This is a genomic window from Collinsella sp. AF31-11 (genome assembly GCF_003475605.1).
Lineage (GTDB): Bacteria > Actinomycetota > Coriobacteriia > Coriobacteriales > Coriobacteriaceae > Collinsella.
In genome coordinates, this window is the sequence record NZ_QRQS01000012.1 from 86,264 (window position 1) to 97,485 (window position 11,222).

Here is an 11,222-nt window from a genome sequence, read left to right on the forward strand (position 1 = left end):
CCTGCGCGCCGCCGTCTCACAGGTGTAACGCGTTTGCTCGTGACTCCCGCGAGCGCTACCATCATCTGATGGGTAATTAAGCGCCTATCCAGCGCAAAACGTATAAAAGGGGAACATTATGTGCCTTGCCGTTCCCGGTAAAGTGGTCAAACGCGACGACGACCTTAAGGCGACCGTCGACATGATGGGCATCGAGCGCCCCGTTTCGCTGCGCCTCGTGCCGACGGCACAGGTAGGCGACTACATTCTCGTGCACGCCGGCTTTGGCATCCAGATTGTCGACGAGCAGGAAGCCCAAGAGACACTCGAGCTCGTTAATACCATGACCGAGCTGGCCGAAGAGGACCAGCTCGCCACCAACCCGGCCGAGGCATACTAGTGGCGGCGGCGCAGCCGGTTCGCTCCGGTATCGACTTTTCGGCATTTCGCGACCCCAAGCTGGCTCGCGAGCTCATCGATCGTATTCATGAGCTTGTCGGCGACCGCAGCATCAACCTTATGGAAGTCTGCGGTACGCATACCGTGAGCATTGGCCGCTATGGCTTTCGCTCCATTATGCCGACGGGACTCAAACTGCTAAGCGGCCCGGGGTGCCCCGTTTGCGTCACCGCCAACCGCGACATCGATCACGCAATCGCGCTTTCCAACATGGACGGTGCCATCATCACCACCTTTGGCGACATGATGCGCGTGCCCGGATCGTCCACCTCGCTTGCCGCGCAAAAGGCGGCGGGGCGCGACATCCGCATCGTCTACTCTCCGCTCGACGCACTCGACATTGCCGAGCAAAATCCCGAACGCCCGGTCATCTTTATGGGTGTCGGCTTTGAGACCACAACGCCCACCATTGCCGCCGCTATCCTGGAGGCCGACGCGCGCGGGCTCCAGAACTTCTCGGTCTACTGTGCTCACAAGACCACGCCGCCGGCTCTGCGTGCGATCTCCAACGACCCCGAGACGACCATCGACGGCTTTATCCTGCCTGGTCACGTCGCTACCATCACAGGCCTGGCACCCTTTGGGTTTTTGGTCGATGAGTTCGAGACCCCCGGCGTAGTCACCGGGTTTGAGCCGGTCGATATCTTGCAGGGCATCTGCATGCTGGTCCAGATGATTGTCGAGCACAGGCCCGCAATCGACAACGCCTACCGCCGTGGCGTCAATGCAGACGGCAATCCCGTGGCGCGCCAGCTGGTCGAGCAGGTATTTGAACCGTGCGACACCACGTGGCGCGGGCTGGGACCGATTGCCAACTCGGGTCTTTCCATCCGACCAGAATTCGCGCGTTTTGATGCCGGCGCCCGCTTTGACGTGCCCATTGAACCGGCGGTCGAGCCACGCGGATGCCGCTGCGGCGACGTGCTGCGCGGTGCCATCACGCCGAGCGACTGCCCGTTGTTTGGCCGCACCTGCACGCCCGAACACCCCGTCGGCCCCTGCATGGTGAGCTCCGAAGGCAGCTGCGCGGCGTACTTTAGATACCGCGACTATTAGGTTCCGCCGTTCTAACGAACGGCGGACCGGTCGACGCTGCGCCTCACCCATATAATTCCACCCACGATTGGAGTTTTCGATATGTCCCGTACTGCCACCGATAGCACTGTCCTGCTGGGCCACGGCTCCGGCGGCCAGATGATGAAGCGCATTATCGATGAGGTCTTTCTGGATGCCTTTGGGTCGCCCGAGCTGCTTGCGGGCAACGATGCTGGTGTCGCCGCGCTGCCCGCAAGCGGGCGAATCGCCATGTCGACCGACAGCTTTGTGGTAACGCCGCAGTTCTTCCCCGGCGGCAATATCGGCCGCCTCGCCGTATGCGGAACCGTCAACGACGTCGCGACCTCGGGCGCTAACGTGCGCTACCTCTCGTGCGGCTTTATCCTCGAAGAGGGCTATCCCATGGACAAGCTGCGCCAGATTGTGCAGACCATGGCCGAAACAGCACGCGAGGCGGGCGTGTCCATAATCACCGGCGACACCAAGGTGGTCGAGCGTGGAGGTGCCGACGGCGTCTACATCAATACCGCCGGCGTGGGCGAGGTGCCCGCAGGCGTGACGCTCAGCGGTGCCAACTGCCGGCCCGGCGACGCCATCCTGGTATCGGGTACGCTAGGCGACCACGGCATCGCCATCATGAGCCAGCGCGAGGGCCTGGCGTTTTCGAGCACCATCGAAAGCGACGCCGCACCGCTCAATCATCTGATTGCCGACGTGCTCGCCGCCGCCCCCGACACCCGCTGCTTCCGCGACCCCACGCGCGGCGGTCTGGCATCCACGCTCAACGAGTTTGCCCAGGCCAGCGGCGTTGCCATGGAGATCGACGAGGATGCTGTGCCCGTGCGCCCCGACGTGCAGGCGGCATGTGCGATGCTCGGCTACGATGTGCTGCAGGTAGCAAACGAGGGCAAGATGGTTGCCGTGGTGCCGGCCGAGCAGGCCGATGCCGCACTGACGGCCATGCGCGCCGCGCGCTACGGCGAAAACGCCGCGATTATCGGTCGCGTGCTGCCGCTTGCCGAGGGCGCCCGTCCCGCCGTGCGCGTGCGCACCGGCTGGGGCTCGACCCGTATCCTCGACATGCTCGTAGGAGAGCAGCTGCCGAGGATTTGCTAGCGGGCGAGCGCCGGCCGGCGCGGCTTCGCTCCGCCACCAGGCCGTCGTCCCGCCCTGCCCGATCCGCTGCCACCCCAAGATTGAGCGAGCCAAATGTTCACCCTGGAAATGAGCGGGGCACACGTGCGGCAGAGAGCATGTAAATCGACGAATGCATTTCCCCCAAATATCAAATAGCCCCGCGACCGGGCTGAAATCGGTCGCGGGGCTTTGCATTTTCAAGCTTTGCTGTTGTCTACGCTCTGAACTTTGGATACGTCAGCAGCATGAGCGCGACGCTCACGCCCAGCTGCATGAGAATCTGGCGCACGTCGCCGGCACCTCCTAACGCCGCGGCGCGAACCAGATTGGCGACGCCGAGTGGCATGCCGCCGCCAAACCAGAGCGAAAGACCTAGCAGCACCTTGTCACCCATATCAGGCTCAAAGGGCACCGAGGCCACCACCGCCCGATACGCTCGCACCTCAAGGAAGATCAACGCCACGATGAGCAGCAAGGTAACGAGCATCGACGCGATCGATGCAGAGGACGCCGCAGAGCCCGTAAGCTCGCCCACAGTCGCATCCATAAGTAGAACGCCCACCGCATAAATCAGTGACATGGCCCCCAGGGTCGTAAGCGCCGAACGCGCCCCAACGCGCCCCGCGCCCCTAGCGCCAACGTTTCTTGCCGTCATCGTTAACCTCCCTAAGCAAAGGGCCCGCCGGCGCGCACCGGCGGGCCAATCTTTCTGGAGCCAGCCCACCTTGGGTGGCCCAAAGCGCATCGGCGCGGCTTTTGCCCGCCTACTCCCCGCAGCCACTCTCGACAAGCGCCACGAGGGCATCGACGGCGGCCGCCTCGTCGGCGCCGTCGGCCGCAATCACAATCTCGCAACCGCAGATCATCCCCAGGCTCATGACCATCAAGATAGACTTGGCGTCCTTGGCGTCTCCGCCCACCTTGCCAACGGTGATCGAGCTCTCGTACTTGCTTGCCTCCTGCACAAACAGCGACGCAGGACGCGCGTGGATACCGCTCGGATTCTTGACGACCGTCGTCTTGGAAACCATCTCTGCTCCTTACTCCACCACGATGTTGTCGGTTGCGGTATCGGCACCATTGCTAGCGATAAGTTTCTTATAGTAGAAGAAGCTCTTCTTCTTACCGCGTTTGCCGGTGCCGTTGCCGTGGTCGTCCTGGTCGACCGAGATCTGGCCGTAGCGCTTGGTCATCTCGGAGGTGCCGGAGCTGATCAGGTCGATAGGGCCCCACCAGGCGTAACCAAAGACGTCGACACCGTCGAGAATCGCCTGGTGCATCTGCTCGACGTGCTCCTTCATATACTCGATGTGCGCGTCGTCGTCGCAGAAGCCGTTCTCATCGCGGTTCTCGGTCATGCCGTTACCATTCTCGGCGATGAAGATCGGTAGGTGGTAGCGATCGTAGATGTGGTTGAGCGTGATGCGGAATCCCACGGGATCGATCGGCCAGCCCCACTCGGTCATCTCGAGGTATTGGTTCTTGATCTCAGTAACCAGCTTGCCGCTCGGCTCGGGGGAAATTTTGCCCTTGTAGCGCATGATGTAGGTCATGTAGTAGCTGATGGAGATGTAGTCAACCACGCCGGCCTTGAGGGTTTCGAGGTCGCCGTCCTCCATCTTGATATCGACGCCGTAGTCGCGTAAGAAACGCTTCACGTAGTAGGGGTACTCGCCCTTGGCCTGGATATCGGTGAAGAACCAGTTGAAGTGGTCCTCAAAAAGCACCTGGAGCTGATCCTCGGGCTTGGAGGTCTCAGCGTAGTTCTCAAGACGGCAGAGCATGTTGCCGATGTGAGCCTCGGGGTCAATCTCGCGCAGTTTGATAACCGCCTTGGCGGAAGCCACGAGCTGGTTGTGAGCGACCTGGAACTTCTCGGGCCAACGGCCGGCATAGGGGTTGGAGCCGTCTTCTTTCTCGTCCCAAATCACGCCGCAGCAGGTGCAGGGGTTGGCGTAGACGTGGTTGATTTCGTTGAAGGTCATCCAATACTTGACCTTGCCCTTGTAGCGGCGGAAAAGCGTCTCAGCATAGTGCTCAAAGGCGTCGACCACGTGACGGCTCGCAAAGCCGTTGTACTCCTCGGCCAGGTGAAGCGGCATATCAAAGTGGTTGAGGGTGACCATGGGCTCGATCCCGTGCTTATGGCACTCGTCAAAGACTTTATCGTAGAAGGCCAGACCCTCCTCGTTGGGCAGGGCGTCGTCGCCGTTGGGGAAGATACGGCTCCAGGAAATGCTCATGCGAAAGACGCCGAAGCCCATCTCGCCCAAAAGCGCAATGTCCTCCTTGTAGGTGTGGTAGAAGTCGATGCCGCGTCGTTTGGGAAAATCATAGGCCATCTCGTCTGCCTTGCGAGCTGCGAGTGACTGTCGCGTAACGGAGTTGAGCGGGCCGCCCTCGACGATGCCCTCGCGGGCGCAGGTCTCGCGGTCGAGCAGAATCACATAGTCGGAGACCGCAGGGCCGCGACCGCCCTCGTCCCATGCGCCCTCGATCTGGTTGGCAGCGGTAGCGCCGCCCCATAGAAAACCCTCGGGAAAAGTCTCACCAAAGTCATAGGTAGAAAGGTCGATCATGGTATGTCCTCATCTCTCTTGGTTGGGTTGGGGATGCGAGCCGCAGGGCGCGACCCGCAATCGGGAGACGCGTTAGCGGGCGGTCAGCGCGCGCACTACGGGCATCATCTTCTTGGCCATGTGCAGCTCGGCGCTGATGGTCATAAGCGTATCCTGGGCGTGCACGAACAGCAGGGAGTACTCGACCTCCTCGCCGCCCGCCTGGCGCTGGATCATCTCGGTCTGCGCTTTGTGCGCCTCAAGGATCTTGGCATCAGCCTCGGCAAGATGCGCGTCTGCCGCATCGAAATCGAACTCCGCCAGGGCATCCATCGCCTTGTCGATGCAGGCGCGGCCGTCGCCAGCGTTGATGATGACGTTCATCGCGACCGCAGGAACGTTGATTGTCTCATCAGCCATCATGGCCTCCTATTCTTGGGTACCGGCCGCCTCCACGGCCGGTACTGAAACATCTGGTAGCAACTAGGCGACGAACTCTGAGTCGCCCGTAGAGGTTTACTCGACAGCAGCTGCGGCAGCGGCCTTGGCGGCTTCCTTGGCAGCCTTCTTGGCCGCTTTCTTTGCAGCCTTCTCGGCAGCCTGCTCTTCCTCGATCTTGCACTGGTAGTTATCGGCAGCCTTAAAGAACGGGAACCACAGAATCGCGGCGATCAGCAGGTTGACGCAGACAAGTGCGATATTGCGCACGTCTCCGCCCGACATAAAGAACGCCGAGACCGCATTGGGCAGGAAGTTCATATCGAAATTCTCGACGTGCAGGCTCGCCCAGCCCATGCTCATCCAGAGGTAGGCGTTGGCAGACAGCAGGATAGACTGCAGCACCATGGGGATGAACATAAAGGGGTTGGCGACGATCGTGGAGAAGACCAGCGGCTCGTTAATGTTGAACAGCGACGGGATAATCGTTGCACGGCCGAGCGTCTTGTTCTTCTTGGACTTGGCAAAGAGCATGTAGAAGGCCAACGGAAGCGTTGCGCCCTCGCCGCCGATCATGATGTAGCGAGTAATGCCGTACGCGTTAATGTTAGTGGGAGCGAGGCCTGCGGCATAGGCGGCCATGTTCTCGGCAAGAGCAGACTTTTGGATGGACTGCTGGATCGGCGAGAACACCCAGCCGGAGATGCCAAAGAAGTAGAAGGTGTCCATGACAAGCGGGATGGCGATGGTGCCGGGCAGCGTCTGGGCAAAGCCGGTAACGGGCGAAAGGATGATCGCGACCGCGCTAAAAACGTCGACCTGGAGCATGTTGGTAAAGAGCCAAGCCACAAAAAGCGACAGCAGCACCGCAATGATGTTATCGAACCAGTTCTTGACGAAGTCGGGCACGAGGCTGTCCTCGGAAAAGAACGTCATGCGCGCCATGCGCTTGTAGATAAAGCCAACGACAAATCCCACGACCATCGCGGTGAACATGCCACCCGCGCCAAACTTGGCCATCTGGAAGACATAGCCCTGATCGGTGATGGTGGGGTTCATGCACAGCATAAAAGCGCCTATACCGGTAAAACCGGCAATCATGCTGCGGTCTTTGCGATCTTCCTTGACCGCAACGTTATGCGGGATGATAAACGCCATGAACATGCCCACGAGGCCAAACGAGAACGTAGTGAGCGGCGACAGGTCGGGCAGGGCCGGGACAAAGCGACGGATAATGTTCCACAGGCTCGGGATGGCCGAGACCATGGAGAAGGGGACGATGTAGAGAACTGCGTCGGAGATAACGCCAAACCAGTAGGTTGAGGTAAGCTTGTTCATCACGGGGACGACATGCTCGGTGATCCACGCCTGGATCGCTTCCATGAACTTTTGCAGCATGTTGTCCCCTCCTAGTCTTCGTCAAGCAGGTCGTAGGCATCCTCGAGGATGCTCTCGCCGTCGAGCGCCGCGTAATAGTCGGGGTCGATGGCCATGACCTTCACGCCGTGAGATGCCACTTGAGACTGGATCTCGGGCACCTCGGAGGCGAAGTGCGGACCGAGCAGGAGGACGTCGATCTTGTCGGCGTAGTCCATAATCTCAGACTTACTGACTGCCTTGATGGTGCAGTCAAGACCCTTGGACTTTGCGACCTTGCGCATGCCTGCCGCCATAAAGCCGGTCGAGGCACCGATGCCGCAAGCGAGGAGAATGCGAACGGTGCCGTTCTCATCTGCCATGGGGTACTCCTTTCCCAATAAGCGGGCTCGAGGCAGCTCCGATGCCGCTGCGATCCCCGCTGTGTTCTTGGGCGCCCGTGTCGACCCGGCCGCCCTTGACCGTGACTGCACTATACGCGGCGGAGGGCTCTTGCCGCCAACCGACTTTTTGCCGCATAGCGGCAAGGCAGCAGATTTTCCGCCCGCACGGCAAGCCGGGCGATTTTCCGCTTGGGCGGCAAATTAGAAAAGACACCCTTTCTTAACCTGAGATACCATGGGGCGGTACACCCTGTCTGCCGTTCATCTCTTGGAGGAAAGCCATGGCGAGCGCCAAGCAGAACCGCATCAACCGCATGATCGACGTGCTCGAAAACAGCAGCTCATGGGTGTCTTCCTCGATGCTTGCCGGCCTTTTGGGCGCGAGTGAGCGAAGCATCCGCAACTATGTTGCAGAGGTCAACGAGACCGGTACGCGACATATCGAATCGTCTAAAGAGGGCTATCGCCTTGCCACGGCGGCGCCGGCTGCCGCCAGCGCTTCCGCTAGTCCTTGCGAAGGTGTCAATACCCTCCCCGCGAACGCGGACTCCAGGCGCGACTTTACTATCTCCCGCCTTGTCAACGCATGCGATGGACTCTCCGTCTTTGATATCGCCGATGAGCTCTTTATCAGCGAGAGCACGTTTCAGAGCTCCGTGATGCCGCAGGTGCGCGCGCTCGTTCGGCAGTTCGACCTCAATGTCGAGACACACGACTACCGCATGAAACTCACGGGGCGAGAGGCCGACAAGCGCAAGCTTCTCGGCCACATAGCCACCCACAACTCCTATGGCTATTTCACCTCAACCAAAACGCTCGAAAACATGTTTCCCGACTTTGACGTGCAGGCAACCCTCTCGAGCTTGGTCGCGATCTGCCAGCGCTCGGATCTATTTATCAACGGCTACGCGCTCTCCAACCTGCTCGTGCACCTGTTAGTGATCATCATCAGGCTCACCTCGAACAACGAGCTCAGCGAGGTGGACGGCCCCATCGACGCAGACGGCCTAGTGACACAACTCGGGCAGCGCGAACAGATCGTACGCTGCGCCCAGCGCATTGCCGCCTACTTTGAGAAGGAGTTTGGTTGTGCCATCCCACGCGACGATTTTCAGCAGATTCTGCTGCTTTTGGCGCTTTCCGTCGAGCGTTGCGATTTTGACGAGCTCAGCCGCGAGAAGCTCTCAAGCATCATTGACCGCGAATTTGTAGACATGGTTCTGGGGATCCTCGACGAGTGCGGAAAGCGCTACGACCTGCCACGCTTTATCGACGAGCCCATGCGCCTACAACTCGTCCTGCATATGTTTAACGCCTACCAGCGCGCCGTCTACCGCGTAAGCTACCCCAACCCGCTCGCCGCGCAGATCAAAAGCGAGTACGCACCGGTCTACGACATGGCGGTCTATATCGCCCACCGCTTCTCCACCGCCATGGATATTGAGGTGGGCGAAAACGAAATCGCGTTTATCGCCTTTCATATCGGCGCTTACTTTGAGAAGTTCTCCGCACCCGACGGCGCCGTCACCTGCACAGTGATTATCGAGGAGTACCACGACTTTGCACGAAGGCTCGTCGACGACCTCAAGACCGAGTTTGGCGATGACATAAGCGTTGTCGCCGTGATGAGCTGCGATAGTTACCTGGCCAATCCGCCCGAAAGCGATGCGGTAATCACCACAATCGACGTGCCGGTTTGTGGAGGCACCACCAAAGTCTTGATCGGACCCATCCTCACTAAGCAAAACGTGCGAAAGATCCGCGACCGGCTTTGCGCCATCCAGGAGCGGCGGCGGCGCCTCTATGCCCAGGGCCTTTTGGGGCGTCTGCTGCAGCCGGGGCTGTTTATACGCAACATAGACGTAGTCGACGCCACAAGCTGCATCGACCAAATGGGGAAGCTTTTGGCTGTTCAGGGGCTCGCAACGCCTGAGTTTATCGCTGACGTGCATCTGCGTGAGAGCGTCTCGTCGACGGCGTTTACTGACAGCCTCGCCATACCCCACGCGATCTCGGTATATCCCAAGCGCTCGTTTATCGCTGTGGCCCACAATGACACCCCGATTCCCTGGGGACGCCACGACGTGCGGTTTGTGCTGCTCATAGGCATCGCACAGGAAGATATGGGGCTCTTTAGAGATGTGCTCGACCTGATTATCGAAGTGTTCTCCTCGGTAGAGACCACGATGAGGCTCATGCAGACCGACACGTTCGAAGAGTTTCTGGCTGCGTTTACGCACGATATCGGATAAAGGGCTCAACCCGCATCCTCGACATGATCGTGGGAGAGCAGCTGCCGAGGATCTGCTAGCGGGCGAGCGCTGGCTGGTGCGACGTGGCTCACTATCCCTGAAGATGTTTTGATTCCAAACGTGCCCGACGCGCAAGCCCAGTATTATGGGGTGCGTTTTGGAACCCAATGACGGGAGCTTTCATGGCAGCAGCTTTTTCCCATGTGATCTTTGACCTGGACGGCACCATCCTCAACACGATCGAGGACCTGGCGGCCGCCGGCAACCACACCTGCGAGATGCACGGCTGGCCCACGTTTGCCGTGGACGAGTACCGCTACAAGGTGGGAAACGGCATGCTTAAGCTGGTTGAGCGCTTTATGCCCGCCGAATACGCGGGCGACGGCCGTATGTTTGAGCAGACGCTTGCCGAGTTTAGGGCCTATTACGGCGAGCACAAGGAGGACCATACCTCACCCTACGCCGGCACGATTGAGATGCTCGACCGTCTGCGCGCAGCGGGCGTTCAGCTTGCCGTGCTCACCAACAAGGATCATATTTCGGCAGCCCCGCTTATCGAGAAATACTTTGGCCGCGATCGCTTTGCGTTGGTACAGGGCCGCGTGGACGCATTTCCGCCCAAGCCCGAGGCACCCGTCACGTTGCATGTGATGAAAGAGCTGGGCGCCGATCCGGCAACCACGCTCTATGTGGGCGATTCGAATGTCGATGTTCTGACCGGCCACAACGCCGGCCTTAAGAGCGCGGGCGTCAGCTGGGGCTTCCGCGGCCGCGCAGAGCTTGAGGCCGCCGGCGCCGACTACGTGGTGGACACCCAGGACGAGCTCGCGGCGCTGATTCTGGGCGAGTAACGAGCGACACTGCTTAACGCAGCTGCGACAATTCTTCCGTGCGGAAAGCGCATCCCGTTTTGAAGCTCCGGAATGGGATGCGCTTTCCGTTTGAGGCGCATCAGGGAAACCGCATCCCGTTTCAGAGCAATATTCCGGGTCGCACTTTCCGCAACCCACCCCATCCGGAAACCGCGACCCGCTATTCGGCCAAAAACCGGGCCGCATTTTCCCGACCACCCGATGCAACGTCAATGCACCAACCGCGCCCAAGGAGTGTCCCCAACTGCCGGCAGAGACGATATGAGCAGGACATAAAAACATTGAGAGCCCCTGCTGCATGAAAGACCGCGGATTAGGCCGACAATGGTGAGTGTCTAATTCAGCCGCGGCGGCCACGCCGCATTCATGGAAGGGGCTCCCATGCTCGATACTACCACCTTCGTCGGCCTCGACGTCCACGCCCGCTCGATAAAGGCCGTCTCCCTCGACGTCATGACCGGGGAGGTGCGCGCCGCGACCTTCGGCTACGACGCCGGCGCCGTCGCGGAGTGGGTCCGCTCCGTGGACCCCAGGGCCAGGTGCGTGTACGAGTCCGGGGTCACGGGCTTCGACCTGCAGAAGAGGCTCTCCGGCCTGGGGGTCGACTGCGTGGTCGGCGCCGTCTCGAAGATGATCAAGCCCAGCGCGGACAGGCGCAGGAAGAACGACCGCAACGACGCCGAGTTCCTCGCCCGCATGCTGTCGGTCGGC

General features: G+C 60.3%; 11 protein-coding genes and 1 pseudogene. 6 read left to right on the forward strand and 6 right to left on the reverse strand.

The features are described from left to right. Positions 1 to 118 precede the first annotated feature (118 nt). From DWZ22_RS08585 to hypE, 3 genes are all read left to right on the forward strand, one after another. The gene (locus tag DWZ22_RS08585; RefSeq protein WP_055250830.1) at positions 119 to 379 is read left to right on the forward strand and encodes a HypC/HybG/HupF family hydrogenase formation chaperone; all 261 of its coding nucleotides are present in this window, start codon (positions 119 to 121) and stop codon (positions 377 to 379) included. After that, positions 379 to 1,494, forward strand: coding sequence for a hydrogenase formation protein HypD (gene hypD / locus DWZ22_RS08590; protein WP_118238424.1), 1,116 nt, complete (start codon positions 379 to 381; stop codon positions 1,492 to 1,494). Before DWZ22_RS08585 ends, hypD begins: the two co-directional genes overlap by 1 nt. 81 nt (positions 1,495 to 1,575) lie before the next feature. After that, a complete protein-coding gene (gene hypE, locus DWZ22_RS08595) occupies positions 1,576 to 2,610 on the forward strand; it encodes a hydrogenase expression/formation protein HypE (RefSeq protein WP_118238423.1) in 1,035 nt (344 codons plus the stop codon). Between the two features lie 235 nt (positions 2,611 to 2,845). On the opposite strand, the gene DWZ22_RS08600 is transcribed toward hypE, so the two are convergent. From DWZ22_RS08600 to DWZ22_RS08625, 6 genes are all read right to left on the reverse strand, one after another. Beyond that, positions 2,846 to 3,286 (reverse strand): hypothetical protein, encoded by a 441-nt coding sequence (locus DWZ22_RS08600; protein WP_118405917.1) that lies wholly within the window; start codon positions 3,284 to 3,286, stop codon positions 2,846 to 2,848. Positions 3,287 to 3,395: 109 nt separating this feature from the next. Further along, on the reverse strand, positions 3,396 to 3,662 hold the full coding sequence (locus tag DWZ22_RS08605; RefSeq protein ID WP_118238422.1) for an HPr family phosphocarrier protein: 267 nt from the start codon (positions 3,660 to 3,662) through the stop codon (positions 3,396 to 3,398). Positions 3,663 to 3,671: 9 nt separating this feature from the next. After that, a complete protein-coding gene (locus DWZ22_RS08610; protein ID WP_117803551.1) occupies positions 3,672 to 5,210 on the reverse strand; it encodes a glycoside hydrolase family 1 protein in 1,539 nt (512 codons plus the stop codon). Between the two features lie 72 nt (positions 5,211 to 5,282). After that, complete coding sequence (locus tag DWZ22_RS08615) at positions 5,283 to 5,609, reverse strand: PTS lactose/cellobiose transporter subunit IIA (RefSeq protein WP_199569964.1); 327 nt, start codon at positions 5,607 to 5,609, stop codon at positions 5,283 to 5,285. 96 nt (positions 5,610 to 5,705) lie between these two features. Then, complete coding sequence (locus DWZ22_RS08620) at positions 5,706 to 7,025, reverse strand: PTS sugar transporter subunit IIC (protein WP_118238421.1); 1,320 nt, start codon at positions 7,023 to 7,025, stop codon at positions 5,706 to 5,708. 11 nt (positions 7,026 to 7,036) lie between these two features. Then, positions 7,037 to 7,366 carry a PTS sugar transporter subunit IIB gene (locus DWZ22_RS08625; RefSeq protein WP_117803548.1) on the reverse strand — a complete coding sequence of 110 codons (330 nt, stop codon included), beginning with the start codon at positions 7,364 to 7,366 and terminating at the stop codon, positions 7,037 to 7,039. Positions 7,367 to 7,668: 302 nt separating this feature from the next. On the opposite strand from DWZ22_RS08625, the gene DWZ22_RS08630 reads away from it, so the two are divergent. The 3 genes and pseudogenes from DWZ22_RS08630 to DWZ22_RS08640 form a co-directional block, all read left to right on the forward strand. Beyond that, positions 7,669 to 9,639 (forward strand): PTS sugar transporter subunit IIA, encoded by a 1,971-nt coding sequence (locus tag DWZ22_RS08630; protein ID WP_118238420.1) that lies wholly within the window; start codon positions 7,669 to 7,671, stop codon positions 9,637 to 9,639. Positions 9,640 to 9,821: 182 nt separating this feature from the next. After that, entirely contained in the window at positions 9,822 to 10,490 is a 669-nt protein-coding gene (locus DWZ22_RS08635; protein WP_233545239.1) for an HAD family hydrolase, read from the forward strand. Between the two features lie 402 nt (positions 10,491 to 10,892). Next, positions 10,893 to 11,222 (forward strand): annotated as a pseudogene (locus DWZ22_RS08640) (IS110 family transposase); the annotation flags it as partial.

What these genes read in the sequence shown, in the direction of transcription:
- DWZ22_RS08585 (WP_055250830.1), top strand. Translation starts at nt 119, where the DNA reads ATGTGCCTTGCCGTTCCCGGTAAAGTGGTCAAACGCGACGACGACCTT.
- hypE (WP_118238423.1), top strand. Translation starts at nt 1,576, where the DNA reads ATGTCCCGTACTGCCACCGATAGCACTGTCCTGCTGGGCCACGGCTCC.
- DWZ22_RS08600 (WP_118405917.1), bottom strand. Translation starts at nt 3,286, where the DNA reads ATGACGGCAAGAAACGTTGGCGCTAGGGGCGCGGGGCGCGTTGGGGCG.
- DWZ22_RS08605 (WP_118238422.1), bottom strand. Translation starts at nt 3,662, where the DNA reads ATGGTTTCCAAGACGACGGTCGTCAAGAATCCGAGCGGTATCCACGCG.
- DWZ22_RS08610 (WP_117803551.1), bottom strand. Translation starts at nt 5,210, where the DNA reads ATGATCGACCTTTCTACCTATGACTTTGGTGAGACTTTTCCCGAGGGT.
- DWZ22_RS08615 (WP_199569964.1), bottom strand. Translation starts at nt 5,609, where the DNA reads ATGGCTGATGAGACAATCAACGTTCCTGCGGTCGCGATGAACGTCATC.
- DWZ22_RS08620 (WP_118238421.1), bottom strand. Translation starts at nt 7,025, where the DNA reads ATGCTGCAAAAGTTCATGGAAGCGATCCAGGCGTGGATCACCGAGCAT.
- DWZ22_RS08625 (WP_117803548.1), bottom strand. Translation starts at nt 7,366, where the DNA reads ATGGCAGATGAGAACGGCACCGTTCGCATTCTCCTCGCTTGCGGCATC.
- DWZ22_RS08630 (WP_118238420.1), top strand. Translation starts at nt 7,669, where the DNA reads ATGGCGAGCGCCAAGCAGAACCGCATCAACCGCATGATCGACGTGCTC.
- DWZ22_RS08635 (WP_233545239.1), top strand. Translation starts at nt 9,822, where the DNA reads ATGGCAGCAGCTTTTTCCCATGTGATCTTTGACCTGGACGGCACCATC.